22 protein-coding genes and 3 tRNA genes are annotated in these 25,096 nt (G+C 70.2%); 11 read left to right on the top strand and 14 right to left on the bottom strand.

All coding sequences use genetic code 11. The annotated features are described in order from the left end of the window. The first annotated feature begins 86 nt into the window (after positions 1–86). On the top strand, positions 87–926 hold the full coding sequence (locus QYS60_RS25020) for a glycosyltransferase family 2 protein (RefSeq protein WP_371384568.1): 840 nt from the start codon (positions 87–89) through the stop codon (positions 924–926). Positions 927–961: 35 nt separating this feature from the next. Here QYS60_RS25020 and QYS60_RS25015 read toward each other — a convergent pair whose 3' ends face one another. Beyond that, entirely contained in the window at positions 962–3,202 is a 2,241-nt protein-coding gene (locus tag QYS60_RS25015; protein ID WP_289378956.1) for a hypothetical protein, read from the bottom strand. Positions 3,203–3,381: 179 nt separating this feature from the next. On the opposite strand from QYS60_RS25015, the gene QYS60_RS25010 reads away from it, so the two are divergent. Then, positions 3,382–5,283, top strand: coding sequence for a glycosyltransferase (locus QYS60_RS25010; protein ID WP_371384567.1), 1,902 nt, complete (start codon positions 3,382–3,384; stop codon positions 5,281–5,283). Between the two features lie 3 nt (positions 5,284–5,286). After that, positions 5,287–6,798, top strand: coding sequence for a glycosyltransferase family 39 protein (locus QYS60_RS25005; RefSeq protein ID WP_289378954.1), 1,512 nt, complete (start codon positions 5,287–5,289; stop codon positions 6,796–6,798). A gap of 3 nt (positions 6,799–6,801) precedes the next feature. Here QYS60_RS25005 and QYS60_RS25000 read toward each other — a convergent pair whose 3' ends face one another. From QYS60_RS25000 to QYS60_RS24980, 5 genes are all read right to left on the bottom strand, one after another. After that, positions 6,802–7,656 (bottom strand): TylF/MycF/NovP-related O-methyltransferase, encoded by an 855-nt coding sequence (locus QYS60_RS25000; RefSeq protein WP_371384566.1) that lies wholly within the window; start codon positions 7,654–7,656, stop codon positions 6,802–6,804. 156 nt (positions 7,657–7,812) lie between these two features. Further along, on the bottom strand, positions 7,813–8,712 hold the full coding sequence (locus QYS60_RS24995; protein WP_289378949.1) for a glycosyltransferase: 900 nt from the start codon (positions 8,710–8,712) through the stop codon (positions 7,813–7,815). Beyond that, positions 8,709–9,533: an ABC transporter ATP-binding protein gene (locus QYS60_RS24990; protein ID WP_289378947.1), complete on the bottom strand. Its 825-nt coding sequence runs from the start codon at positions 9,531–9,533 to the stop codon at positions 8,709–8,711. The genes QYS60_RS24995 and QYS60_RS24990 overlap by 4 nt, the downstream gene beginning before the upstream one ends. 12 nt (positions 9,534–9,545) lie before the next feature. Next, positions 9,546–10,421 carry an ABC transporter permease gene (locus QYS60_RS24985; protein WP_054372839.1) on the bottom strand — a complete coding sequence of 292 codons (876 nt, stop codon included), beginning with the start codon at positions 10,419–10,421 and terminating at the stop codon, positions 9,546–9,548. A gap of 38 nt (positions 10,422–10,459) precedes the next feature. Then, positions 10,460–11,047: a bacterial proteasome activator family protein gene (locus QYS60_RS24980; protein ID WP_054372837.1), complete on the bottom strand. Its 588-nt coding sequence runs from the start codon at positions 11,045–11,047 to the stop codon at positions 10,460–10,462. A 156-nt stretch (positions 11,048–11,203) separates the two neighbouring features. Between QYS60_RS24980 and QYS60_RS24975 the strand changes: the two genes are divergently transcribed. Next, the gene (locus QYS60_RS24975) at positions 11,204–12,412 is read left to right on the top strand and encodes a cysteine desulfurase-like protein (protein WP_289378940.1); all 1,209 of its coding nucleotides are present in this window, start codon (positions 11,204–11,206) and stop codon (positions 12,410–12,412) included. A 15-nt stretch (positions 12,413–12,427) separates the two neighbouring features. On the opposite strand, the gene QYS60_RS24970 is transcribed toward QYS60_RS24975, so the two are convergent. Further along, positions 12,428–13,414, bottom strand: a complete 987-nt coding sequence (locus QYS60_RS24970) for an NAD(P)H-quinone oxidoreductase (protein ID WP_289378938.1) — start codon at positions 13,412–13,414, stop codon at positions 12,428–12,430. Positions 13,415–13,510: 96 nt separating this feature from the next. Between QYS60_RS24970 and QYS60_RS24965 the strand changes: the two genes are divergently transcribed. The 4 genes from QYS60_RS24965 (at position 13,511) to QYS60_RS24950 (ending at position 16,703) form a co-directional block, all read left to right on the top strand. After that, a complete protein-coding gene (locus tag QYS60_RS24965; protein ID WP_054372832.1) occupies positions 13,511–13,999 on the top strand; it encodes a MarR family winged helix-turn-helix transcriptional regulator in 489 nt (162 codons plus the stop codon). Positions 14,000–14,009: 10 nt separating this feature from the next. Next, positions 14,010–14,097: transfer RNA gene (locus QYS60_RS24960), tRNA-Ser, on the top strand. Between the two features lie 199 nt (positions 14,098–14,296). Beyond that, positions 14,297–15,604 carry a DUF1254 domain-containing protein gene (locus tag QYS60_RS24955; RefSeq protein WP_371384583.1) on the top strand — a complete coding sequence of 436 codons (1,308 nt, stop codon included), beginning with the start codon at positions 14,297–14,299 and terminating at the stop codon, positions 15,602–15,604. Between the two features lie 127 nt (positions 15,605–15,731). Beyond that, the gene (locus QYS60_RS24950) at positions 15,732–16,703 is read left to right on the top strand and encodes an alpha/beta hydrolase (RefSeq protein WP_371384564.1); all 972 of its coding nucleotides are present in this window, start codon (positions 15,732–15,734) and stop codon (positions 16,701–16,703) included. 11 nt (positions 16,704–16,714) lie between these two features. On the opposite strand, the gene QYS60_RS24945 is transcribed toward QYS60_RS24950, so the two are convergent. Together QYS60_RS24945 and hisC are read right to left on the bottom strand one after the other, a co-directional pair. Further along, complete coding sequence (locus QYS60_RS24945; protein WP_371384563.1) at positions 16,715–18,397, bottom strand: bifunctional UDP-sugar hydrolase/5'-nucleotidase; 1,683 nt, start codon at positions 18,395–18,397, stop codon at positions 16,715–16,717. 105 nt (positions 18,398–18,502) lie between these two features. Beyond that, on the bottom strand, positions 18,503–19,588 hold the full coding sequence (gene hisC / locus QYS60_RS24940) for a histidinol-phosphate transaminase (protein WP_003939519.1): 1,086 nt from the start codon (positions 19,586–19,588) through the stop codon (positions 18,503–18,505). A gap of 63 nt (positions 19,589–19,651) precedes the next feature. On the opposite strand from hisC, the gene QYS60_RS24935 reads away from it, so the two are divergent. The 3 genes from QYS60_RS24935 to QYS60_RS24925 all read left to right on the top strand — a co-directional run bounded on the left by QYS60_RS24935 (position 19,652) and on the right by QYS60_RS24925 (position 20,674). Next, entirely contained in the window at positions 19,652–20,359 is a 708-nt protein-coding gene (locus QYS60_RS24935) for a dienelactone hydrolase family protein (RefSeq protein WP_371384562.1), read from the top strand. Between the two features lie 76 nt (positions 20,360–20,435). Further along, a tRNA-Ser gene (locus QYS60_RS24930) sits at positions 20,436–20,527 on the top strand. A 74-nt stretch (positions 20,528–20,601) separates the two neighbouring features. Then, a tRNA-Arg gene (locus QYS60_RS24925) sits at positions 20,602–20,674 on the top strand. Positions 20,675–20,751: 77 nt separating this feature from the next. On the opposite strand, the gene QYS60_RS24920 is transcribed toward QYS60_RS24925, so the two are convergent. The 5 genes from QYS60_RS24920 to QYS60_RS24900 all read right to left on the bottom strand — a co-directional run bounded on the left by QYS60_RS24920 (position 20,752) and on the right by QYS60_RS24900 (position 24,938). After that, positions 20,752–22,101 (bottom strand): rhodanese-like domain-containing protein, encoded by a 1,350-nt coding sequence (locus tag QYS60_RS24920; RefSeq protein ID WP_371384561.1) that lies wholly within the window; start codon positions 22,099–22,101, stop codon positions 20,752–20,754. 86 nt (positions 22,102–22,187) lie between these two features. Beyond that, on the bottom strand, positions 22,188–22,961 hold the full coding sequence (locus QYS60_RS24915) for a sulfite exporter TauE/SafE family protein (RefSeq protein ID WP_371384560.1): 774 nt from the start codon (positions 22,959–22,961) through the stop codon (positions 22,188–22,190). Between the two features lie 19 nt (positions 22,962–22,980). Next, on the bottom strand, positions 22,981–23,403 hold the full coding sequence (locus QYS60_RS24910; RefSeq protein ID WP_289378919.1) for a very short patch repair endonuclease: 423 nt from the start codon (positions 23,401–23,403) through the stop codon (positions 22,981–22,983). Positions 23,404–23,420: 17 nt separating this feature from the next. Continuing rightward, positions 23,421–24,566 (bottom strand): DNA cytosine methyltransferase, encoded by a 1,146-nt coding sequence (locus QYS60_RS24905; RefSeq protein WP_371384582.1) that lies wholly within the window; start codon positions 24,564–24,566, stop codon positions 23,421–23,423. A gap of 123 nt (positions 24,567–24,689) precedes the next feature. Then, complete coding sequence (locus QYS60_RS24900; protein ID WP_289378918.1) at positions 24,690–24,938, bottom strand: hypothetical protein; 249 nt, start codon at positions 24,936–24,938, stop codon at positions 24,690–24,692. Between the last annotated feature and the right edge of the window lie 158 nt (positions 24,939–25,096).

Below are 25,096 nucleotides of genomic sequence, written 5' to 3'. Positions count from 1 at the left end.
TTTCGGGTGCGGGCGGTGCCGATGTACGGTGGCGCCGTCCACCGGCCCGCCCCGCGCCGGCCCCTTCGAGAACGGGATGAGCAGCAGTGACGAGGCCGAAACTCTCCGTCGTGATTCCGGCCTACAACAACGCGCCGTACATCGAGGCGACGGTCGAGTCCGTGCTCGGGCAGGACTTCGGGGATTTCGAGCTGATCGTCGCCGACCACAGTTCCACCGACGGCACCGCCGACCTGCTCGGCAAGTACGCCGACGATCGACGCGTGACCCTGTTGTCGACCCCCGCGGGCGGTGGTGCGCCCCGGAACTGGCAGCGCGTGACGGCCGAGGCCACGGGCGAGTACGTCAAGCTGGTGTGCGGCGACGACTTGCTCTATCCGGGTGCCCTCGCCGCGCAGGTGGCGGCGCTGGATGCGCACCCGTCGGCGGTGGCGGTGGCGTCGCGGCGGGACATCCTCGACGCGCGCGGCACGAAGATGATCGGCGGACGCGGGCTCCAGGGACTGTCGGGCCTGGTGCCGGGTGCGGAGGCGATCCGGCGCACGGTGCGGCTGGGCACCAATGTCTTCGGTGAGCCGATGTGCGTGACGATGCGGCGCGACGCTCTCGAACGGGCCGGCGGATGGGACGGTCGCTTCCCCTACCTCATCGACATGGCCTCCTACACGAAGGTGCTGTTCCACGGCGATCTGTATGCCCTCCGGCAGGTCGTCGGCGGGTTCCGGGTCAGTGCCGGTCAGTGGAGCGTGGCCCTTGTCGCCGAGCAGGCCCGGCAGGCGAAGGCCTACCACCGATGGGTGGCCGGACAACTGCCCGGCGGGCTCCGGGCGGCCGATGTGTGGCAGGGAAATCGCCGCGCCGAACTCGCGGCACTTCAGCGGCGGCTGTTCTACACCCTGTTCCGGTCGCGTCTCAGCCCCCGGTAGTTCCAGCTCCCCGTCGTTTCAGCTCACCCGTAGTTTCAGCTCACGGTCGCGGCCGCCACGGGCACTGCGGTCTCGTCCGGACGTTCCCGCCGGGCCTTCCGCCGGTCTCGCAGATACAGCAGTTGCATCGTCGCGGCACCGGCGAGGCCGAGGCCCAGTCCGGCGAATCCGACCCCCTGTCCCGGCGGGGTCCAGCTCACGACGAGATCCCCCGCCTCGGTGCCGGCGGGGATGTCCACCGCGAGGAACATCTCGTCCACCGACCGCGGCTCCAGCGACCGGCCGTCCAGCATGACCGTGTAGCCGGGCCAGTTCAGCCGGGCGAGGACGACGCGTCCGCCGTCCGCCGAATCGACACGGATCCGGCTCGTCGCGTAGTCCTCGGCCACCGTGGTCGCGGTGACTCCCTCGGTGAAGGAGATGCGTCCGTTCCGGCCGCTGACCGGTCCGTCGATCCGTTCGAGGATCACCGCGTCCACGGCGTCCGCGGACCCGGGCGGCGACTGCACCCAGCGCCAGCCGGGCGGCGCCGGCTCCGAGTCGGCGTCCGGATACTGCCGGCGCTGCAGCACGACCCGATCCACGAGCATCAGGTCCACATACGTGCGGTCGGTACTCGGCTCGGTGGCGAAGGCAGCGGCGAACGCGTCCGCACAGCTCGAACCGTCGTGCCGCATGCACAGGTGGAAGGCGAATTCCTCGAAGCCGATGGGGGTGTAGGCGTTGACGTAGGTCTCGTCGAGGGACTTGGCGAAGTTGCCGAACACCAGGGAGCGGTAGACGCCCTCCGGGTTCGCCGTCCACGAGAGCACCAGTTCGCGGTCGGCGAGCTGCAGCGTGGTGCCCGGCCGGTCCGGGAAGTTCGCCTTCGCGACCGACTGCCGGGCGGGCAGATCCCAGGCGAGCGGGTGCGGTGTCGTCGACGCCACCTGGAAGTACACGACGGGCAGTGCCGAGAGCATCAGGATCGTCGCAACCGCCCGCTCACCGGCGCGGAGCGCGGCCCACAGCACGACGGCCCCGACGAGGAGGACGGCACCTGCCCACAGCAGGTGCCGATTCATGAACTCGGGGGACGAGGACCCGGAGCGCAGCGTCATCAACAGCACCAGTGTGGCCGCCGCGCCCGCGCGGACCCGGATGCCGCGGAGTGTGCCGTGGCGGCTGAGCAGCACGCACACCACCACCAGCGTCGCGAGGGCGACCATCGGCAGCAGTCGCGCCGGCCAGCGCAGCGGCCCCATCACGCTGGGTCCCGCCGTCGCCATCAGCATGGCGACGAGGAAGATCAGCGCGCCGGCCAGGCTGCGTGCGGACCGGTGCACGGTCTTCCAGTCCACGAAGGCGAGCGCCGGGACGACGAACCAGGCGATGTAGGTCACGGGGAACGGCTGCACCTCCCCGAACCAGGCCTCGATGCCGGGCAGTGCCGAGGGGATGCCGGAGTTGAGGGTGTCCGACCAGGGCGCCGTGAGGAAGTTGTCGTTCTGGAAACCCTGATCCGAGCGCCAGGTGACGGAGCTCGACAGCACCCCGGGCAGATAGGTGATGAGCCCGCCCGCGGCGGCACAGCCCGCGACGACCGCCAGTCGCAGCGACGGCCGCCACGAGTGCCGATGGATCCGTTCGCCGATCACGAGGCAGCCGGTGAGGATCCCGGCGACGAGGGCGGGAAAGACGTAGCCGACGCTGATCGCGAGGTACAGGAATGCGAAGGCCGGCAGGGGACCGGAGCGGCCGCGCAGGTAGCGCAGCGAACTCGCCCACGCCTGGGCCAGCCAGGCCGATCCGGTGAGGGCCGTGACCCAGGTCGCCTGGTCGTAGAAGAGTGCGAACCCGGTGAAGGGGACAGCGGCGCCGGCCACCGCCGCCCACGGCGCGCGAGCACCGTACTCCAGGCAGATCCGGTACACGCCCAGCGCCAGGACGACGGAGAACGCCCACTTCACGCCCGTCGCGAGCAGCACCATGTTGTCGACCGACGGTGCGAGCAGGTTGACGAGCAACTGTGGCGGATTCCAGAGACCGCCCTGTCCCTCGACCGGGTAGTTCCCGGCCATCCACTGTTCGGGTACGAGACTCGGCAACTGTCCGGTCCGCAGGATCCGGCCCAGGAAGATCCAGTTCGGTACCGCGCCCGATTCGGTGTCGTCGGTGTAGAACCACCGATCGTCGGCCGTCAGGATCACCAGGTAGGTGGCCGTCACCATCGCAGTCACTGCGACACCGCCCATCCGGCGCTGCCGCCGCGTCGCGGGCTCGACGGCGGACGTCACATGTGCTCCAGAGGTCGGCAGGGGGTTGGCAGAGGCCAAGGATAACGGGGGTGTGCTCCCGGCCGGCCGGCCGGGCGCGCAGCAGATCCGCGGCAAGGTCCGACGGTCTGCGGCCCGTTGGTAGCCTGGGGCGAGTTGTGTCCTGGGGGGCAGCAAGGTTCCGAAAGGTGTTTCGACGGATGGACAAGGCCGAATTCGCTGCGATCGAACCGACGGGAGGGGTCGGCACCGCAGCCGACGGTTCGTCCGTCCCGGAGCGCCCTGCAGCCCGGCAGACCGCTCAGCGAGCACTGTTCGCGGGGCCGTCTCCGCTGGTCAGCGACGACATGTACGTCACCGTCAAGGGGACCGTGGACCGTGAGCGGACCCGCGTGCGTCTCGGCCGACGGAGCCGTATCGAAACGGACACCTACTTCGGCAGATTCCCCGCCAGCTACTGGCAGCGCTGGACCGCGGTCACCGAGGTCGCGTTCGTCGCCGAGGTCGACGGGGACGGCCGCCTCGAGCTGGTCGCCACCGATGCCCGCGGCCGGCGACGGATCGTCGCCACGACAGCCGTGTCGTCGAACGGCACGCCCACGACGGTGACGGTGTCCACGCCCGTCGACCGGTTCGTCGACGGCGGTGCCCTGTTCGCCCGGATCTCGACCGGCTCCGGCGAACTGACAGTGGCCAACGCCCGGTGGACGGTGCCGGCTCCGAAGACGCTGCGGCCGGCGGCAGTGGTCATCTGCACCTTCAACCGCGCCGACGACTGCGCGGCGACGCTGGCCGCGATGGCGGACGACCCGATCGCGCTGGCCGACGTGCAGTCGGTGTATGTGATCGATCAGGGCAACGACCGTGTCGAGACCCGGGAGGAGTTCCGGCGCGTCGCATCCGAGCTCGGCGACAAGCTCGTCTACATCACGCAGCCCAACCTGGGTGGCGCCGGCGGATTCACCCGCGGCCTGTACGAGGTCACCGGGTCGGCGCGCAACCCCGGCGCCAACATCGTGTTCATGGACGACGACGTCCTGTGCGAACCGGAAGCCGTGGTCCGGCTCAACATGTTCGCGAACTGCACCGTCGAACCCGCCATCGTCGGCGCACAGATGCTGTACCTGCTGCACCCCGACCGGGTCCACGTCGGCGCCGAGGTCGCCGACCTGCAGCGCCTGCAGGCCGGCCTCGAGGTGAAGAACGCGCTCGCGGACAAGAGCACGCTGAAGAAGCAGCAGGACATCCGGGTCGACGCCGGCTACAACGGGTGGTGGTCCTGCCTGATCCCGTCCGAGGTCGTCGACAAGGTCGGCTACCCGCTGCCCTTGTTCTTCCAGTGGGACGACATCGAGTACGGCTACCGCTCGCGGGCGAACGGCGTCGCGACCGTCACGCTGCCCGGCGCCGCGGTGTGGCACGCGGACTTCGCGTGGAAGGACTGGGACGAGTGGCACCGCTACTTCAACCTCCGCAACGCCATGATCACCGCCGCGCTGCACACCGAACTCGACGGCAAGGCACTCGCCGCGCAGCTGCGGACCGATCTGTTCCGCTACCTCGTCTCCATGCAGTACGGCATGGCCTTCACCCTGCTCAAGGCCGTCGAGGACTTCCTGCGCGGACCCGAATTCCTGCACGACGGCGGCATGGAGGCCGCGGCCGCCATCCGGCGTGAGCGCGCGGAATACGGCGAGACCATCCGCCACAACGCGAACAACGTGCCGGGCCTGCGTCCGGCCGACATGTTCATCACCCCGGCCGGCCCGCACCCGCGCAAGAGCCTCGAGTGGGCGGTGCTCGCCAAACGCGCCCTCAACCAGTGGCGGGGCCGCCTCCCGGCCCATCCGGTCGCGGTCCCGTCGTCGGACGCGCACTGGTGGCACGTCTCGCTGTTCTCGCACGCCGTCGTCACGGACGCCTCCCAGGAAGGTGTCCGCGTGCGCAAGCGGGACAAGAAGCGGGCCGTCGCACTGCTCCGGCGCGGTATGCGTGCGCTGCAGGCCCTGAAGCAGGAGACCCCCGCGGTGTCCCTGCGGTATCGCGAGGCCGCGCCGCAGCTGACCAGCCGGGAGAATTGGGCCCGCCTGTACGGGCGATAGCGGATGGCCGGTCGGACCACGGCGTGCGCGCGGGATGCCGTTCTCGTCGCACTGCTGGGTTCGATCGCCGCGGCGTGGGGGTCGTGGCGGCCCTCCTTCTGGTACGACGAGCTGGCCACCCTCTCGGTGGCCCGGCGCTCCCGCGTCGACCTGGACCGGGTGCTCGACAACGTCGACGTCGTCCACGGCCTGTACTACGTGGGGATGCGCTACTGGTTCGCTGTGTTCGGGGCCTCCGAGTTCTCGGCGCGGGTGCCGAGCATCCTGGCCGTGGGTGCCGCGGCCGGCGGCGTGGTGGTGCTGGGGTGCATGCTCGCGGACCGGCGTCTCGGCGTGCTCGCAGGTGTCGTCTTCCTGCTGCTGCCCCGCGTGACGTGGGCTGCGGTCGAGGCCCGCAGTTACGCCCCGTCCGCGGCCGTCGCCGTGTGGCTGACCGTGCTGTTGCTCGTGGCGTGCGAGTCGGGCCGGCTCCGATGGTGGCTGCTGTACGCCGCCGCGCTCGCACTGTCGGTGGTGCTGTTCCTGTACACGATCGCGCTGGTGCCGGCGCACCTGATCACCCTGGCGTGGCGGGGCGACCTGCGGCGCCGCGGACCGGCGTGGGCGGCGGCGGTGGTAGCGGGATCGGCGGCGGCGAGCCCGCTCGTGCTCGAAGCGTTCGCCCAGGCGGGGCAGACGTCGTGGATTCCGCCCCTCGACCGGAACCTGCCGCGGATCGTGTGGGAGTACCAGTGGTTCGTGGGCGCCCCCTGGTTCGCGGCGGCGTTCACGGTGCTGGTCGTCGCAGGAACCGTCGCGGCGGTGCGGCGACGCACACCGGTGCGGCGACACGGTGTTCTCGCGGTGGCTGTGCCGTGGATCGTGCTGCCGATGGCGATGCTCGTGGCGTACTCGCTCGTCGCGACCCCGGTCTACCTGGACCGGTACCTGACCTTCACGACGCCCGCGGTGGCGCTGGTCGGTGGGGCCGCCGTCGCTGCGGTGGCCGTGCGGACCTGGGCGACGGTCGGTGTCACCGGTGCGCTGGTGCTGCTGACCGTGCCGTCGTTCGTCGCGCAGCGCTCCGCCTGGTCCGACCCCAGCGGCATGGATTTCAGCACGGTCAACCACGATGTCGCCGGCCGGCTCGAGCCCGGTGACTGTGTGCTGTTCGGCGGAGCCGCATGGAACCCGGCGTCGCAGCGGCTGGTGATCACGGCCGGACCGGAGACCTTCGCGGGCACCCGTGATCCGGGGCTGGGACGGACCGCAGCCGCCGAGGGCTGGCTGTGGGACGAGAACCTCCCGTTCCAGACGGTCGCGGCCCGGCTGTCCACGTGCGACGTGGTGTGGTTCTTCGCGGACGCCGAGCGGACGACCGAACAGCGGATCTACCACACGTCGAATCAGTGGTGGACGCTCCCACCGCACCGGTTCGAGTCGACCCCGGAGTACGCGGGGCTCGTGCAGGCCGGTTTCCGGATCGACGAGCGCCGGCAGTACAACGTCAGTCAGGCGATCCGTTTCGTGCGGTGACGGTCACCGCAGCTGCACGACGACCTGCTCGTTGTCGGCCGTGTACGCCAGGTATTCGAACGCGACCCCGGTGCGCGCGACGAACTCGGTCCACGCCCGGTACTCGTGCTGCTGCCAGCCGGGATAGTTGAAGAACTCGTCGAACACCAGCACGGTGCCGGGCACCAGACGGTCCTCGAGCAGGTCGAGCACCGTCGTCGTGGACGAGTACAGGTCGGCGTCGAGGTGGACGAACGCGACGTCGCCGGGATGCGCGGCGAGGAAGCGGGGAAGCGTGTCGGCGAACAGGCCGGGCACCAGGTCGGCGCCGGGCACCTCCGGCGGGGCGTCCTGCGCGAACTCGCCGGCCGGGAATCCGCTGCGCCACGTCTCCGGCAGGCCGGTGAAGACGTCGAACCCGAACACCGGGCGGTCCGCGCCCAGCGCATCGGCGACGATCCGCAGCGTGGTGCCCGACGCGACGCCGAACTCGAGGGCCAGGCCGGGCCGGGACACCCGGTCGAGCGCGAACCGCAGGGTGTCGTGCGGGGTGTCGAGGACGGCGGCGGTGGGCATGTTCGCGACGGCGAACGCCGCTGCGGTGTCGGTGGCGGCGTGGTCCATCGCGTAGCGCAGGTCGCGGCGCTGCCGGTGTTCGAGGTCGGCGACGCGTTCCCGCAGCAGACCCACCTCGGATCGGGTCTGCGCGAGTTCGGCCAGCACCTGCCGCAGCTCCGCGGTGGTCGCGGTCAGTTCGGCGAGAGTCCGGTCGTGGTGGTTCTCCTGCAGCTCGCGGGTGCGTCGCGCGGAGAGGTCGACGACCTCGGCGACGGCCCGCTGCAGCTTGCCCCGGGTCGTCGCCCGCCACCGCCCCAGCATCGCGCCCTCCCGTGCCGCTCGAGATCTTGCCCCGAACCTAGACAGTGGGCCGACGGGGTGCAATCGCACTCCTCCGGCGGCCGAATGTCACATTGCGTCGGTTCCATCGACGCAATGTCACATTCGGTCACACCGTCGGGTCGCGGATCCGGTCGCTTATGCGGGACGTTCGAACCGCTCCTGCCGGCCCAGCTTGCGCAGCCGCACCCACTCGCGCAGCGCGGCCGGGTCACGGCGGGTGACGAGGAAGTACCAGCCGAACCGCACCCACTCCTGCGGCAGCAACCGGCGCAGGCCCGGCTGCGAGAGCAGGTAGCCGCGGTTGCGGTAGGTGAAGAACCGCTTGGTGTCATTGTCCGGGTACTGGGTGTGCATCCGGCCGCCGAGGATCGGCTTGAACTCGTCGGCGCCGTTGGGGTGCAGATAGGCGGTGCGCAGACAGGTGCCGAACGGCAGACCCGAGCGGACCAGGCGACGGTGCACCTCCACCTCGTCGCCGCGCACGAACAGCCGCAGGTCCGGCACGCCCACCGCGTCGATCGCGGCGGCGGTGAACAGGGCGCCGTTGAACAGCGACGCGATGCCCGGCAGCAGATCGTCGGTCTCGACGTCGCCGAGTTCGCTGCGGTGACGCCGCCACGCCACGCCCCGGCGCAACGGGAACGCGAGGCGGTCGGGGTCGTCGATGTCGCACACCACCGGCGAGACCTCCGCCAGGCCGTGCCGCTGGGCGCAGTCGAGCAGAGTCGCGAGGACGTCGGGGCCCTCCGGGCGGCCGTCGTCGTCGGCCAGCCACACCCGGTCCGCGCCGAGCGAGAGCGCGTACAGCATGCCGAGTGCGAAGCCGCCGGCGCCGCCGAGGTTGTGCCGGGAACCCAGGTAGCTGGTCGGCAGCGGGCACGACTCGACCAGCTCGCGCACCGCCGCCTCGTCGGCATTGTCGACGACCACCAGGTGGTCGAGCGGCCGCGTCTGGGTGCTCAGCACCTTCAGCGACTGCGCGAGCTGCTCGCGTCGCCGATGGGTGACGACCACGCCGACGATGCGTTCGCTCACGCCGAGCGCTCCTGCGGCAGACCCTGCTCGCGTTCCAGCTCGGCGATGACGTGGTGCACATGATCGGCCGCGTCGTCGCCCTCGTATGCGCGCACGACCTCCTCGATGCCGCCTTCCATGCGGATCTGCCCGTGGTCGATCCACAGCGCACGGTCGCACAGCTGCGCGAGGAACTCGTTGGAGTGGCTGGCGAAGACGAGGATGCCGGAGCGCTCGACGAGCTTCTGCAGGCGCACCCGGGCCTTCTTCATGAACTCGGCGTCGACCGCGCCGATGCCCTCGTCGAGCAGCAGGATCTCGGGGTCGATGCTCGTGACGACACCCATCGCGACGCGGACGCGCATGCCGGTGGAGTACGTGCGCAGCGGCATGTTCAGGTACTCGCCGAGCTCGGTGAACTCGGCGATCTCGTCCATCTTGGCGAGCATCTGCTTGCGGGTCTGCCCGAGGAACAACCCGCGGATGATGATGTTCTCGTAGCCGGAGATCTCCGGGTCCATGCCCACACCGAGGTCGAACACCGGCGCGACGCGGCCCCGGATCCGGGCGCTGCCGCGGGTGGGCTCGTAGATCCCCGCCAGCAGTCGCAGCAGGGTGGACTTGCCGGCGCCGTTGTGGCCGACAAGGCCGATGCGGTCGCCTTCCCTCAGCGACATGGTGATGTCGCGCAGCGCCTCCACCACCACCACGTCGGAGTTGTTGCGGCCGATCGAGCCGCCGGCCTTGCCCAGGAACGCCTTCTTCAGCGACCGGGTCTTCGCGTCGAAGATCGGGAAGTCGACGCACGCTCCGCGCGTCTCGATGCTCACATGTTCGGTCATATCGACGGCCCCTCAGACCCAGTAGGGCACGCGTGCCCGGTACTTACGCAGTGCCAGCAGCGCCAGTGCCCAGCCGGCCACGGTGATCGCCAGCACGATGTACCAGTGGTAGGCCTGCTGATCCTGGCCGATCATCGGCGCCCGGATGATGTCGAGATAGTGGAACAGCGGATTGATCTCGGCCAGCTTGACGCGCTCGGCGGCCTGCCCGCCCTGCGCCTCGAGGCTCTGCGTGGTCCACATGATCGGGGTGAGGACGAACAGCAGCAGCGTGAGGCTGGACAGGATCGGCGCGATGTCGCGGTAGCGGGTGGCGAAGATGCCGAACAGGATCGCCACCCAGACGGCATTGAGCACGATCAGGGCCAGCGCCGGGATCGCCGCGAGAGATGTCCACGTCAGGTCTCGCCACACCCCGAAGGCGACAAGCATGATCACGTAGATCACCAGGTTGTGGGCGAAGAACAGCAACTGCCGCCACACCAGCCGGTAGATGTGCACGCTCAGCGCCGACGGCAGCTGCTTGATCAGCCCCTCGTTGGCGATGAACACCTCCGAACCCTCCAGGATGGAGGCGCTGATCATGTTCCACACGATCAGCCCGACCGTCACGTACGGCAGGAACTCGTCGAGCGGAATATCCAGCAGCGCGGCGTACAGGATGCCGATGGCGGTGGCCTGGACACCGGTGGCGATCGTGATCCAGAACGGGCCGATCACCGAGCGCCGGTAGCGCTGCTTGATGTCCTGCCAGGCCAGACTGAGCCACAGCTCACGCTGGGCGAAGCCGTCGCGCAGATCCTTCAGGCCGCGCCGGAAGGTCTGCGAATCCGACACCACCGGGGAGTCCGCGGCGGTGGGCTCGGGATCGAGGGCAGAAGCTGACACGAGGTTCGAGCCTACCGGGGATCGGGGCCGGGCCGGCGCTACAGGTACTGCCCGGTACCCGGTGCACCCGGTCCCGGGCCGTGCCTTTCGTCGGGACGCGGCCCGCCCCCGAGCATGCCGGGCGGCAGCGCACCCTGACGCATCTGCTCGAGCTGCGCCCGCGCCGCCATCTGCTGCGCGAACAACGCCGTCTGGATCCCGTGGAACAAGCCTTCGAGCCATCCGACGAGCTGAGCGTGCGCGATCCGCAGCTCCGCGTCGGACGGCACCTCGTCCTGACCGAAGGGCAGCGCGAGCCGTTCGAGTTCCTCGCGCAGCTCCGGCGCCAGGCCCTCGCCGAGCTCCTGGATGGAGGACTGGTGGATCTCCCGCAGACGGGCACGGCTCGCATCGTCCAGCGGAGCGGCGCGGACCTCCTCGAGCAGCTGCTTGATCATCGTGCCGATCCGCATGACCTTCGCCGGCTGCTCGACCATGTCGGCGAGCGACTCGCCGTCGTCCGGCTTCTCCTGAGGCTCGGCGGCCGACTCTCGCGGATCACCGGAGGCGGTACCGTCGCGCTGGACCGGGACGGGTCGGCCGTCGGGCCCGATCACGAGGACGTGCTCATTCTCCGAATGCGTCATGGTTCCATCTTGTCCTCTCGCCGGTGCCGCTGCCGAGTCAGGTTCCCGATACGAGAGGTTTCGCCCCACATTCCGCTCCTCGACGTGCACCTGTGGAGGGTATGCAGGACCGACGTGGACGACATCCGATTGACACCGGGATTTAGAGTGTCACGCATGGCTTACGACGTTGCCCGGATCCGGGGGTTGATTCCCTCGCTCGGCGACGGTTGGATCCATCTCGATCCCCAGGCCGGAATGCAGATCCCCGACGCGGTCTCCCGTGCGGTGTCGACGGCATTCCGCAACGCCGCGGCTTCTGCGACGGGCCGGCACACGTCCAACCGCCGGAGCGCGTCGCTGCTGCAGGCGGCGCGGGCCGCCGTGGCCGATCTCGTCGGCGGGGACCCGGCCGGTGTGGTGCTCGGACCGGATCGGGCGGTCCTGCTGGCCTGGCTCGCGGAGTCGCTCAGCTCCCGGCTCGGCCTCGGCACCGGGCTCGTGCTGTCCCGGCTCGACGACGAGGCGAACGTCGCGCCGTGGTTGCGCGTCGCGAGCCGGTACGGCGCGCAGGTGCGGTGGGCCGAGGTCGAAATCGAGACGTGCGAGCTGCCGAGCTGGCAGTTCGAGGAACTGATCACCCCCACGACGCGGCTCGTCGCGCTGACCGCGGCGTCGTCGCTGGTGGGGTCCGCGCCGGACGTGCGCGTCGCCGCCGACCGGGTTCACGAGGTCGGCGGCCTCATGGTGGTCGACGCGGCCGGGGCCGCGCCCTACGCGCACGTCGACATCCACGAACTCGGTGCCGACGTGCTCGCCCTCGACGCTTCCGCATGGGGAGGACCGCAGGTCGGCGCCCTGGTGTTCCGCGACCCGGCACAGCTCGACCGGATCCCGGCGGTGTCCCTGGACCCGCACGCCCGCGGCCCCGAGCGGCTCGAAGTCGGCGGCCACCAGTTCGCGATGCTCGCCGGGCTCGTCACGTCCGTCGACTTCCTCGCGGCCCTCGACGACGAGGCGACGGGTACACGGCGTGAGCGCCTCGAGACGTCGATCAGCTCGCTCCAGGGCTACCAGGACCAGCTCTTCGAGCGGCTCATGCGCCTTCTCGACAACCTGCCCGACGTGATGGTGATCGGCCGTGCGTCGAGCCGGGTCCCGACGTTGAGCTTCACCGTCGCGGGGGTGCCGGCCGAGAAGATCGCCGCGCATCTCGCCGACCGTCGCATCGCCTCCGTCGCGGTCAGCCGCGGCACGAGCCGCCTGCTCGACTCCCTCGGCGTCAGCGACGAGGGCGGCGCGGTCACCGTCGGACTGGCCCCGTACACCACGCGCTACGAGCTCGACCAGCTCGTGCGCGAGCTGCGCAACCTCACCGCCCCCTGATCCGGCGGATCCGGTTCAGTGCCGGTCGATCAGCAGCACGACCTTGCCGACGGTGTCGGGGGAATCCAGCATCTCGTGGGCCCGCGCGGCCTCGGTGATCGGCACCTCTGCGTGGACGACGGGACGGACCCGCGCCTCGGCGATCATGGGCCACACGTGCTCACGGACCTCCGCGACGATCGCGCTCTTGCCGGAGCGGCCGGTCTCCGGTCGCCCTCGCAGACCCGTCGCGAGGACGTGCCCCCGCTTGGCGAGCAGCTTGCCGAGGTTGAGTTCGCCCTTCGCGCCGCCCTGCATGCCGATCACGACGAGCCGGCCGTCGGGGGCGAGCACGTCGACGTTGCGGGACAGGTAGGCCGCACCCATGTTGTCGAGCACCACGTCGGCGCCGCCGAACGCATTCCGGACCTCGGCGACGAAGTCCTGCGTGCGGTAGTCGATCGCGAGGTCGGCACCGAGTTCTCGGCAGTAGTCGAGCTTGCCGGCCGAGGCGGTCACCGCGACCTTCGCGCCCAGCGCCTTGCCGACCTGGACGGCGTGGGTGCCGATGCCGCCACCGCCGCCGTGGACGAGGAGCACCTCGCCGCGGCGCAGTCCCGCCGCCATCACCACGTTGGACCAGACGGTGCATGCCACCTCGGGCAGCGACGCGGCCACCGCGAGATCCACTCCCTCGGGCACGGGCAGGACCTGTCCGGCGGGGACGACGACCTGCTCGGCGTAGCCGCCACCGGCGAGCAGTGCACACACCCGGTCGCCGATCGACCAGCCGCTCACGCCCTCGCCGAGCTCGGCGATCACCCCGGAGCATTCGAGGCCCAGGATGTCGCTGGATCCGGGCGGCGGCGGGTACAGGCCGCGCCGCTGCAGCAGATCGGCACGGTTGACGGCCGTCGCGGCCACGTCGATCAGGACCTGTCCGGGACCGGGCGTGGGGTCGGGCTGTTCGGCCCACTGCATGACCTCGGGGCCGCCGGGTTCGGTGATCGTGATTGCGCGCATGGCCCCGACGCTATCGCGACACGCCGACGCAGGGGCGACACGCAGCGAACTGACCGGTGGGTAACACCGGTGGTGGCCTGCCCTTACACTGCCCGCGTGACAGCCGAACCGTATGCCGAACGTCCCGACCCGCGCTGGCTCGACACGGACGAGCAGCGGGCATGGCGGGCCTACATCGACGGCAATCACCGGCTCATGGATCGACTCAATCGAGACCTGCAACAGGCCCACGGCCTGTCCCTTGCCGAGTACCGGATCCTGGTGCTGCTCTCCGAGGCCCCGGACGGGTCGCTGCGGATGAGCGACCTCGCCGACGGCGTGCTGTCCTCCCGCAGTCGCCTCACCCACCAGATCCGTCGCATGGAGGCGGCGTCGATGGTGGTGCGTAGTTCCTGCGCCGAGGACGGGCGCGGTGTCCTGGCGACTCTCACCGACGAGGGCCGGCGTCGCCTCACCGAGGCCGCGCCCACCCACGTCGCCGGGGTGCGCCGCAACCTCGTCGACCTGCTCACGAGGACACAGATCCGCACCCTCTCCGAGATCTTCACCAAGGTGGAGGCGGCCGTCGACGAGCGGTGTGGTTAGGATTTGCCACGGAAGCGTGGCAGAGCGGCCGAATGCACTCGCCTTGAAAGCGAGCGTCGTGAGAGCGACCGGGGGTTCAAATCCCTCCGCTTCCGCCAGGGCCCGTCACCTGTATGTCAGGTGGCGGGCTTTCTCGTCGGGCGCTCGCGCGGAAAAGTGCCTGTCGCGCGCGTTCGGACGCGCGCAAGTAGCACCGGAGCGCGCGGCTCCGCCGGTGACCGTCCCATCGCACGCGCTGTCGCCTCCTACACTGGCGCAATGGTCGGCGCAGTAGTTCGAGCGGCGGCAGCGCTGGCAGTGGGCCTGCTGACCGCCTGCGCGGCGCCGCAACCGGCGGCCGAACGGACAGCGGTCGACGTGGCCGCCGACGGTTACGTCTACGGCTACGCGCCCGTGACGCTCGCGCGGACGCGGGCGAACATGCTCTGCCTGCTGCCGGTGAACCAGCTGCACCACCAGTCCGCGACGGCCGATCCCACCTCGCGTGTCGTCGTCGCCCCCAACGTCGACACGCTGTATTCGATCGCGTGGCTCGATCTTCGCGGCGGTCCGGTGCTGCTGACCCATCCGGACATGGGGGCCCGGTACGTCGACTTCCAGTTTCTCGACATCTATACCGACGTCTTCGCCAACGTCGGCACCCGGGCGACGGGGGCGGCGGCCGGTGCGCACGTCGTCGTCCCGCCGGGGTGGGACGGTCCGCTGCCCCCGGACGCGGCCGTCGTCGAGTCGCCCACATGGGACGCGTGGATGATCGGCCGGACGCTCGTGGAGTCGGCGACCGACCTCGAGGCCGCCCGTGCCCTGCAACGGCAGTACTCGCTGACTGTGCTGACCGCGCCCGTCGCCGAGGCACCGCCGCCGCTGCCGCCGACCGCGTGCGGCAGCAACCCCGATCCGCAGGCGCTCGCGGCGTCGGGTCCGCAATTCTTCGACGAGCTGTCGGCGATCCTGGCCGCGAATCCGCCACTCCCGGCCGACGCACCGTTGCTCGACGAACTGGCGGACCTCGGGGTCCGGCCGGGCGCCCGGCCGAGTGCCGGTTCCCCGGACACCGTTGCTGCACTCGCCACCGGCGTGGTGCGCGGCGAGCGACGCATCCGGGATCTCGTCGCCTCGGATCGACAGTCCGGGCAGGTGTGGCATTCGCTGTCGACCGCGGGCCGGTACGGCACGGACTACCTCCAGCGCGCGGTGGTCGCGACGATCGGGCTCGGCGCGAACGTGCCGGAGGAGTCGACGTACCACGTGGCCCGCGTCGCGGCTGACGGAACGACCCTGCGGGGTGAGACCGGCTACCTCCTGCGCTTCCCACCCGGTGCCCTGCCGCCGGTCGACGATCGCGGCTTCTGGTCCGTCACCCTCTACGGCCCGGACATGTTCCTCGTCGCCAACCCCGTCGACCGCTACGCCGTCGGCGACCGCACGCCCGGGCTCGTCCGTGGTCCCGACGGCGGGCTCGACGTGTGGGTTTCGTCCCGGCCGCCGATTCCGGCCGGCTCGAACTGGCTGCCGGCGCCGCCGGGCGAGTTCGTGCTGATGTTCCGGTCGTACCTGCCGACGGACCGGGACTGGGTTCCGCCGGAACCGGTCCCGCAGCCGTAGCCTGCGTGCTCGTGCTCGCCGTCACCAAGGGCTGCGCTCCGCGTTGGTGACGCGCCCCACTTTCTTGACCAGTCCCGGTCCGTACTGTGGAATCGGTGTTTCCGAAGTCGGGGGACAAAGGAACTTGATGCTCAGATCTGTGGTCGCGGCGCTCGTCGCGGCATTCGTCGTGCCGCTGTCCGCACTGTCCGTCGCGTCCGCCGAACCGGCGATGTCCGCGCGGGTGGAGCGGGTCGAGTCCGTCACTCCTCGCCGCTCGGCGGTGTTCGTGTACTCGCCGTCGATGCAGCGGGTCGTGCAGGTGCAGGTGCTGCATCCCGCCGGGGACGCGCCGCGCCCGTCCCTCTACCTGCTCGACGGCGTCAGCGCCGGAGCCGAGTCGGACTACCGCGAGAGCACGTGGACGCAGCGCACGGACATCGTCGATTTCTTCGCCGACAAGAACGTGAACGTCGTGTTGCCGGTCGGCGGGACCGCGAGCTACTACACGGACTGGCTCGCCCCGGACCCCGTCCTGGGCGTGAACGCGTGGGAGACGTTCCTGACGAAGGAACTGCCGCCGCTGATCGACGCCCGTTTCGCGGGCAACGGCGTGAACGCAGTCGGCGGCCTGTCGATGGGTGCGACGGGGGCGGCGAGCCTGATCGCCCGGAATCCGGACCTGTACCGGGGCGTGGCCGCGCTCAGTGGATGCCTGGACACGTCGAAGGCGTCCGCCCAGGACGCGGTCCGCGGCACCGTCGCCTACAAGGGCGGCAATCCGGACAACATGTGGGGGGCGCCCGGGGATCCGGCGTGGGCGGCGCACGATCCGTACGTCCTCGCCGAGCGGTTGCGCGGCAAGGAGATCTTCATCAGTACCGGCAACGGTCTGCCCGGCCCGTACGACATCGGACCCGATGCGGAGGCCCTCGACGTGGGTGGGCCGCTCGAGGTGGGCGCCTTCGTGTGCACGATCGGCTTCGACCGGCGGCTGCGGGAGCTGCGGATTCCCGCCACGATCGTCTACCGTCCGTACGGCACGCATTCGTGGCCGTACTGGCAGGACGATCTGCGCACCGCCTGGCCGACGCTCGAGCGCGCTCTCGGACTCGACTGAACGGGGTTCGGTCAGGGCACCGTGATGCGGTCGGTGGCCGGCGGCGCGACGGGCGAGCGTGCCCCCAGGTAGTCGTTCAGGGCGTCGAGTTCGGCGCCCGCCCCGGTCGTCCGTCGCGCGTGCGTGAACCCGGTGAACCCGTCACCGCCGTCGGCGAGGAAGCCGTTGACGACCACCCGGTACGTCGCAACCGGATCGAGCGGTCGGCCTGCGACGGTGACGTCCCGGATCCGGGTGCCCGGCGCCGCGGCCCGGTCGAGGACGTAGCGCAGGGTGTGCGACGGTGCGAGGATCCGCTCGCGGGTCGCCCCGCTCCCGTCCTGCTGGAACTGTTGTTCGAGGACCCCGACAAGTTCCGCACCGGTGAGCTCGAGCACCTGCAGCCGGTTCCCGAACGGCTGGGCCGCGTAGGTGTCGCCGTGGGTGACGACGCCGTCGTCGGAATGCAGCAGGTCGGCCCGTACTCCGCCGGGATTGGTGAGGGCGAGCTGCGCGCCGGCAGGTTCCGCGGCCGCCAGCTGCGCATCCGCGACGAGATTGCCGAGGGCGGACTCGCCGCCGGCCGTGACGTCGCGTGTCAGGTCGGCGGTGATGCGGCCGACGAAGCGTTCGGCGACGTCGCGGGACTTGTCGACCGCCCGGTCGACGAACTGCTGCGTGCGCGGGTCGGGAGCGATGTCGTGGGTGACGATCTGATTGAACGCGTGGGTACGGTCACGCAGCACGTCGCGGCTCTCGCGATCGATGGTCAGGTCCGCGACCGAGACGATGCGGCCGTGCGAGGCGCCCTGCAGCACGGTCCGGGGGTTGCCCGCCGGATCCGGATAGCTGCAGTTGAAGCTGTCCTCGCCGTCCGCGGTGACGACGACATCGACCTTCGGTGACACCCGGGAGGCGAGGGTGCGGGCGGGCCCGGCGGCCGGGTCGCACGGGTCGGTCCCGGCCGAGGGCGTCAGCGCCCCCTTGTAGAGCAGGACGATCGAGCGGACCCCGAGGGCATCGAGCGCGTCGGCGGTGCGGTCGACGGCCGTGATCTCGTCGGTGAACTGCAGCCCGGTGATGTCGTCGCCACGCACCACCTGCGGTGTGTCCTGCGGAGCGACACCGATGACACCGACCGGCACCCCGTCGACGTAGTCCACGCTGAACGGCAGGGCCGCGGGACTGCCGTCGGCCTCCGCGACGTTCGCCGCGATCAGCGGGAAAGCGGTTCCGGCGTATTCCTCGTCGTATCGGCAGCCCTCGGGGTGACAACCCCCGTCGCGCAGGCGCTGCAACTCGGCGTAGCCGTTGTCGAACTCGTGGTTGCCGAGGGCGGCCGCGGTCACGTCGAGGCCGTTGAGCAGGTCCACGGTGGGCTCGTCGTGGAACATCGCCGATTCGATGGGCGACGAGCCCCACGTGTCGCCGACGGAGTAGAGCACCGAGTTGTCCGCCTGCGCACGCAGCTGCCGGACGTAGGCGGCGAGATATGCCGCGCCGCCCGCGGGGACGGAGGCGCCGTCGGAACGGACCACCTCGCTGCGGGGACCCTGGGGTGGGAGGAGGCTGCCGTGCAGGTCGCGGAAGGCGATCAGGCGCAGCGGCAGGGCGTCCGGAGGTAGTGCGGTCGCGGGGACGGCGAGCGACGTCCACAGGATCCCGGTCAGCAGGGCCGCGGACAGGGTCCACCGGCGCGTCACGCCTGAACCCATCCGCACACTCCGCTCCCGTAGTCGACCGGACGAGTGTGCCAACGGTTGGTCACGTGATCGCCACCCGCTGATAACGGTTGGGTCTCGCGGGCGTTCGCCCGCAGGTCAGGACGTCGAAATTTCCGCGATCTCGAGACCCTTGCCGGTCGCAAATGTCAGGAATGCGTCGTTCTCGTGCGGATCGCCGACAGTCACCCGCACCCCGTCGTCCGCGTACTGGCGGACCAGCACGCCGGCCTCCGCGCATGCCTCGGCGAACGCCGCCGACCGGTCGCCGAGCGGCAACCACACGAAGTTGGCGTAGCTCTCCGGCACGGGATATCCGGCGTCGACGAGTGCCGTCCGCACCCGGTCGCGCTCGGCGAGCACACCGTCGGTGCGCGTCAGCAGTTCGTCGGCCGCCGCCAGGGAGGCGATGGCCGCCTGCTGCGCGAGCGAGCTGACGCTGAACGGGGTGTGCACCTTGTTCAGGATCTTGATCACCGACGGATCGCCGACCAGGTACCCAACCCGCAGGCCGGCCAGGCCGTAGGCCTTCGAGAACGTGCGGAGCACCACGACGTTCGGTCGGCCGGCGGCGAGCACGATTCCGTCCGCCAGTTCCGCGCCGGGCTTCGGGCGGGTGTACTCGAAGTACGCCTCGTCGAGCGCGACGAGCACCTGCGGCGGCACCGCGTCGAGGAACCGCTCCAGCTCCGCTCTGCCCAGCAGCGCACCGGTCGGGTTGTTGGGATTGCACACGAACACCACGCGGGTGCGGTCGGTGATCGCGGCGAGCATCGCGTCGAGGTCGTGGCCGTGCTCGGGGGTGTTGGGCACCGGCACCGGCTTCGCGCCGGCTACCGCCGTCACCACGGGGTACGCCTCGAACGAACGCCAGGAGAACACCACCTCGTCGCCGTCGTTGCAGGCCGAGAGCACCAGCTCCTGGCACAGGCTCACCGAACCGTTGCCCACGGCGATGTTCTCGGGCCCGACCCCCAGCCGCTCGGCCAGCGCGCCGATGAGCACGGCGGCCATGTTGTCCGGGTACCGGTGAACCGAGTACGCCGCCTCGGCGATCGCGTCGCGCACGCTGGGCAGGGGACCGACCGTGGTCTCGTTGCTGGCGAGCTTGATCGCGCCCGGAAAGCTGCGGCCGGGCACGTAGGACGGGATCGAGACGAGGTCGGGGCGGGTCCGTGGGGTCACCAGCCGATTATGCGCCCGGCGATCACGTGCACGGTCGCAGTGGGTCGTGTCATCGTGGACGGTATGTCGGGAATCCACACTGCCGCGGCCCGGTTGCCGGACGGGTCGGGGCAGGTACCGCTGACCGTGTTCCGGCCGGAGGGCGCCCTCCGCGGTGGCATCGTGGTGTTGCACGAATCCCGGGAGTTTCCACCGGCCCTCCTGGCCTTCATGGAGGTGCTGGCTGCAGAGTGCTGGCTGGTCGTGGCACCGCATCTGTTCCATCGCGAGTTCACCGAGGACGACGAGGTGTTCGGACAGAACCTGTTCGACGACGTCGACGCGGCGATGGACTGGCTGATCCGCAGCGGGGTCTACCCCGATGCGGTCGGCGTGATCGGATTCGACGACGCCGGCACGGCGGCGCTCATCGTCGCCGCGAACCGGAGGGTGGGTGCCGCGGTCACCGTTGCCGCGCACGGCATCGTGGAACCGTTGCGGCCCGACGTCCCCGCCCTCGTCGAGGCCGTGCACGGCCTGCAGGCGCCGTGGCTCGGTCTGTACGGCGAGGACGACCCCACCACCCCGCCGGGCGACGTCGAGCAATTGCGCGAGGCGGCCGGAAGGGCCGATGCACCCACCCTGGTCATCGGATATCCGGGTCTGGCGCACCGCCCCGACGAGCCGCCCGTCGAGCACGACACGGCCGATCCCGAGACCGATCCGGCCGAGGCGGCGATCATCGACGCGCGTCGCCGGATCTTCGACTGGTTCGACTCACACCTGCGCTGACCAGCTGTTTTGCGTTTGCTGTCCGAACGTGTGTAATCTTTCGTCCCGGCGGTTCGAGAGAATCGAAACCCCCCAGGGAGGCGTGCCAGAGCGGCCGAATGGGACTCACTGCTAATGAGTTGTCCCCTTTACGGGGGACCGGAGGTTCAAATCCTCTCGCCTCCGCCACGTCGGTGCAGCGTCACCGGCGACAACTGAATACGAGAACTGCATGCACCTGCATGCACCTGCATGCAAGAACTGCGCCCGTAGCTCAACGGATAGAGCATCTGACTACGGATCAGAAGGTTAGGGGTTCGAATCCCTTCGGGCGCACAGTGAAGAACCCCCACCCGTTCCGGTGGGGGTTCTTTCGTCGTGTCGGTCCCCGGCTCCGGTGCGGAACGGACCCGCTACGAGCCGGTCAGGCCGTGGTCGTACGCCTTCTCGAAGTCGTCGTTCACGAGGACGACGGTGCGGTCGATCCGGTCGATCATGGAGGCGGCGATCGATGCCCGGTAGCCGGACCCACAGTGCACCCAGACCTCCCCGTGCGGCACCTCGTCGAGGCGGCCGGCGAGGTCGTGCAGCGGGATGTTGACTGCGCCGCGCACGTGGGCGTCCTCGAACTCGTCCTTCTGGCGGACGTCGAGGACCCGGACCTGCTCGTTGTCGATCTCCCGGGTGAGTTCCGCGAAGTCCGAGACGCGGTACGACCGCAGTTCGTGTCCGTGGACGAGGGTGTGGATCTCGCCGACGGCCGCGCCGGCAAGTTCGTCGACCCCGATGCGGACCAGCTCGCGCTTGGCTTCGGCGATCTGCTCGTCGCTCTCGCCGATGAGGGTCAGGGGCGCACCCCACTTGTAGAGCCAACCCAGGTACGTGACGAAGGAGGTGGACAGTTCGAACCCGAGTGTGCCGCCCAGGTGTCCCGCGGCGAAGGCGGTGCGCTCCCGCAGATCGACGACCCACTCGCCCGCATCGATGCGTCGGCGCAGCTCGGCCGGGTCGACCGGCTCCGGTGGCGACAGGTCGACCGGCGACGGACCCGCCTTGTTGATCACACCCATGTGGGCGTAGTACGCGGGGTACGTGTTGAGTCCCGCGATGAGTTCGTCGACGTAGGCCTGCTCGTCACGGGTCAGCGCCGGGTTGACGTCGCGTTGCTGTCCCACGGTGGACGAATCGCCGCTGGTGGGGGTGGCCGAGCAGAAACTGCCGAAGCCGTGGGTGGGATACACCGGGGTGTCGGCCGGCACTTCGTCGGCGATCCGTCGCACGGAGTGGAACTGCGCGTGCGTCAGTTCCTCGGTGTACTGCGGGCCGACGAGATCGGTGCGGCCGGTGGATCCGTACAGCATCGACCCGCCGGTGAAGATCCCGTGCGTCGCACCGGTCTCGTCGAGCAGCACATAGCTGACGTGGTGGTGGGTGTGCCCGGGTGTGTGCATCACCCGCAGCCGGATCGGGCCGGCGTTGATCAGGTCGCCGTCGTGGACGGCGTGTCGCTCGTAGTCCACATCGTCGCCGGCCGGGACGATGTACTCGGCCTCGAGGGCGCGGGACAGTTCCAGCCCTCCGGTGACGTAGTCGTTGTGGATGTGGGTCTCGAGGACATGGGTGATGCGCGCTCCGCGGTCGTTGGCGAGCGCGAGCACTCGATCGATGTCCCGCTGGGGATCCACCACGACGGCGACGTCCGCCTCGGTGATCAGATAGCTGCGATCGCCGAGGCTCGAGGTTTCGATGATCGATACGTCCATGTCAGTGCCTTCCCATGGTCTTCTCACTATGCCCCCGGATACCCGGGGGCGTACGAAGAATGCGCGGGTACGCGCCGAGTTCCGGCTCAGCGCAGGACCAGGGTGTCCACCAGCACGTACGCGGCCACGGCGAACACGAGCCAGGCGAACCACCGCCGCAGCCGGCCGGTCTCCATGCGGGTACCGAGGTGACCGGCAACGAGTGACGTGACGACCGCGGCCCCGGCGAACGCCGCGGTGATCGGCCAGTCGATGTCGGCGTCCCCGAGGTGCGCGACGAGCCCGGCTGCCGAGTTGGCGACGATGACGATCAACGAGGTCCCCACGGCGACGCTCATCTCCAACCCGAGGAGGATCACCAGCGCGGGGATGATCAGGAAGCCGCCGCCGACGCCGAACAGCCCGGTCAGAAAGCCCACCCCCACGCCGGCCGGAATCGATCTCGGCGCGCATCGCTTCCAGTCGATGCCGGAGTCGCCGGTCCTGCACGCGGTTCCGGTGTCGTCGTTCTCGCGCAGCATCCGGATCCCCGCGACCACCATCACGGCGGCGAAGCCCACCAGCAGTACCGGCTGCGGCAGCAACTTGCCGACCGCCGTGCCCGCGAACGTCGCAGGGATGCCCGCCGCGGCGAACACCGCGGCCAGCCGCCAGTCGACCTGCCCGGCCCGGATCTTGGGGATCGCCCCGGACAGGGCTGCCGCCCCGACGACGATCAGCGAGATAGGGATGGCCTGGCGGAACTCGAGTCCGAGGCCGTACACCAGAGCAGGAATCGCGAGGATGGATCCGCCACCACCGAGGAGGCCGAGCAGGATCCCGAGGATCGCTCCCAGAACGAGCGCGATTACCGGTTCCATCGCGTCCTCCCTTCGGTAGTCAGGAGTCGGCAGTACCCGGTTGCGCGGACAATGCGGCCTGCACCCGGTCCGCGGCCTCCACAGGGTTCTCGTGCTCCCAGATCCGCACGACCGTCCACCCGGCCGCAACGAGCGCGGCGTCGGTGTTCCGGTCCCGGGCCACATTGGCGGCGAGCTTGGCGGCCCACCACTCGGCGTTGTTCTTCGGATCGGTGGCGTGCTGCGGGCAACGATGCCAGAAGCATCCGTCGACATACACCGCCACTCGGCGACGCGGAAACACCAGGTCGGCGCGACGACGGATACCCTTCAGAGGCGCCCGATCGACGAAGTAGCGCACCCCGCGCCGGTGCAGTTCCCGGCGCAGGGCCACCTCGGGAACAGTGTCGCGGCGCCGCTGCCGTCTCATCCGGGCGCTGGTCTGCGGGTCGGTGGCGGGCACGGCAGCCGGATCCGTCCTCAGGCCGCGGCTTCGGGGAAGCCGCCCATGCGGTCCAGGTGGGACTCGACGTCGTCGAGGAAGCCGGGCACGAATCTCAGGTTGCCGGACCGGGCCCGGCGCAGGAATCCGGCCGTGGCCCGCGCGGACAGCAGTCGCGCGTCCTCCAGGTATCCCGCGAGGTCCTCGTACGGCTCCTGGACCGGCCAGTGCGACTCGTGCACCCGGAACGCTCGCCGCCGAGCTCCCCAGGCGGCGCTCGGCCAGGGGTCACCCGGCCGCAGCGGTGTCTCGTGGTCGGGGCAGTAGTCGATCGGCCGGCCGAGCCGTCCCCCGACCCACGCGGCCATGCGGACGCTCACGGCGTTTCCGACGAGCCGCCACCGATGCCCGGTTCGCACGCCGGGCGCCTGGGTGGCGGGCGCGGTCCAGTCCGGGGCGAAGCCCTGCAGTCGTTCGGCGTCGATCAGACCGGGCGTGACGATCTCACCCGACGGCAACCGCACCGCCGGCGGGCTGGCGATGCCCACCGTGGAGCCACCCTTGAGGGTGGGTACGGCGTTGACCGCCCAGCCCAGACCACGTACGCCCTCCGTCCAGTAGAAGCCGCACGGGTGGGTGTCGGGATCGCCTTCCACAGGGGCACCGGCGTCCTCGCCGAAGAGCACCGCGCGGGGATCGTCGGTCCGCGAGGCGAGCATGAGCACCCGCTGTCGCCGCTGCGGAAGTCCGAACGCGCGGGCGTCGACGACCCGGTACGCCCACGCGTACCCGAGATCTTCGAGCGCGTCGGTGATGTGACGCATCGCGGCGCCTCGTCCGAGTTGCAGCATGAAAGGGACGTTCTCGATGAGCAGCCAGCGCGGTCCCTGCTTGCGCCGCACCAACCGGAACACCTCGTCGACGAGTCCCGACCGGGAGCCGGTGATGCCGGCGGTGCGGCCGGCCTGCGACAGGTCCTGGCACGGAAAGCCGGCGGTGACGATCTCGGTTGCCTGAGGTAGAGAACGAAGACGGGTGACGTCGGTGTGTAGCGCCACGTCGGCGAAGCGAGCGCGAAGTACGGCCTGCGCTCCGGCGTCGATCTCGCAGAGCAGTTCGGTGCGCCAGCCGTGCTCGGCCAGTCCGAGTTCGAGTCCGCCGATTCCGGCGAACAATCCCACCATGTTCCCGGTCGACGTCACGGCACCCTTTCTCGCTTTGCTCACGGAGCACGTTACTCGAGAAATCGGGCGACCCGTGCCGCGACGCGAGATGCAGTGATCACTGCCGCAGAAAGGCCGGGGCGGCTATCCGAGGGGACGCGACGACTCGAACGCGGCCTTCATCCGGGCCACGGCCGCGATCCTTGCGGCGATGTCCGGCTCGAGGTCGCACGCACAGCTCCCGGACCCGTCTACGCCGAGTCCGACGAGGGCCTCGTCGAGTGCGGTGAGGAAGTCGTCGCAGGCGGCAGCGCACAGCGCTACCGCGAGGGAGCCCGGGTCGGACCCATCCACCCGGGCCGGCTCGACGATCTTCGTGGGAAAGCCGCTCATGGGTCTCCTGTACCTGATCGAGAGTGGGCCACGCGTAGCCCTCGGTAGATGAGACGCAGCCGGACGGGGGACGGTTCCGCGCCCCGGAAATGCGCGCATTCGAGGGCAAACAACCGCTCTGAACTGGCGATTTGGCGTACAGCCGGATGTTCACGTAG

It is taken from the genome of Rhodococcus sp. GXMU-t2271, from assembly GCF_041414735.1.
GTDB lineage: Bacteria > Actinomycetota > Actinomycetes > Mycobacteriales > Mycobacteriaceae > Rhodococcus > Rhodococcus indonesiensis.
The sequence above is the reverse complement of the archived record's forward strand: the minus strand, read 5'-3'. Positions and strand labels throughout refer to the sequence as shown.

Excerpts from the sequence above, each read along its gene's own strand:
- QYS60_RS24920 (WP_371384561.1), bottom strand. The coding sequence starts at position 22,101 with ATGGACGTATCGATCATCGAAACCTCGAGCCTCGGCGATCGCAGCTAT.
- QYS60_RS25005 (WP_289378954.1), top strand. The coding sequence starts at position 5,287 with ATGGCCGGTCGGACCACGGCGTGCGCGCGGGATGCCGTTCTCGTCGCA.
- QYS60_RS24975 (WP_289378940.1), top strand. The coding sequence starts at position 11,204 with ATGGCTTACGACGTTGCCCGGATCCGGGGGTTGATTCCCTCGCTCGGC.
- QYS60_RS24980 (WP_054372837.1), bottom strand. The coding sequence starts at position 11,047 with ATGACGCATTCGGAGAATGAGCACGTCCTCGTGATCGGGCCCGACGGC.
- QYS60_RS24915 (WP_371384560.1), bottom strand. The coding sequence starts at position 22,961 with ATGGAACCGGTAATCGCGCTCGTTCTGGGAGCGATCCTCGGGATCCTG.
- QYS60_RS24900 (WP_289378918.1), bottom strand. The coding sequence starts at position 24,938 with ATGAGCGGCTTTCCCACGAAGATCGTCGAGCCGGCCCGGGTGGATGGG.
- QYS60_RS24970 (WP_289378938.1), bottom strand. The coding sequence starts at position 13,414 with ATGCGCGCAATCACGATCACCGAACCCGGCGGCCCCGAGGTCATGCAG.
- QYS60_RS24990 (WP_289378947.1), bottom strand. The coding sequence starts at position 9,533 with ATGACCGAACATGTGAGCATCGAGACGCGCGGAGCGTGCGTCGACTTC.
- QYS60_RS25010 (WP_371384567.1), top strand. The coding sequence starts at position 3,382 with ATGGACAAGGCCGAATTCGCTGCGATCGAACCGACGGGAGGGGTCGGC.
- QYS60_RS24945 (WP_371384563.1), bottom strand. The coding sequence starts at position 18,397 with ATGGGTTCAGGCGTGACGCGCCGGTGGACCCTGTCCGCGGCCCTGCTG.
- QYS60_RS24905 (WP_371384582.1), bottom strand. The coding sequence starts at position 24,566 with ATGGTGGGATTGTTCGCCGGAATCGGCGGACTCGAACTCGGACTGGCC.
- QYS60_RS24950 (WP_371384564.1), top strand. The coding sequence starts at position 15,732 with ATGCTCAGATCTGTGGTCGCGGCGCTCGTCGCGGCATTCGTCGTGCCG.
- QYS60_RS25000 (WP_371384566.1), bottom strand. The coding sequence starts at position 7,656 with ATGCTGGGGCGGTGGCGGGCGACGACCCGGGGCAAGCTGCAGCGGGCC.
- QYS60_RS24935 (WP_371384562.1), top strand. The coding sequence starts at position 19,652 with ATGTCGGGAATCCACACTGCCGCGGCCCGGTTGCCGGACGGGTCGGGG.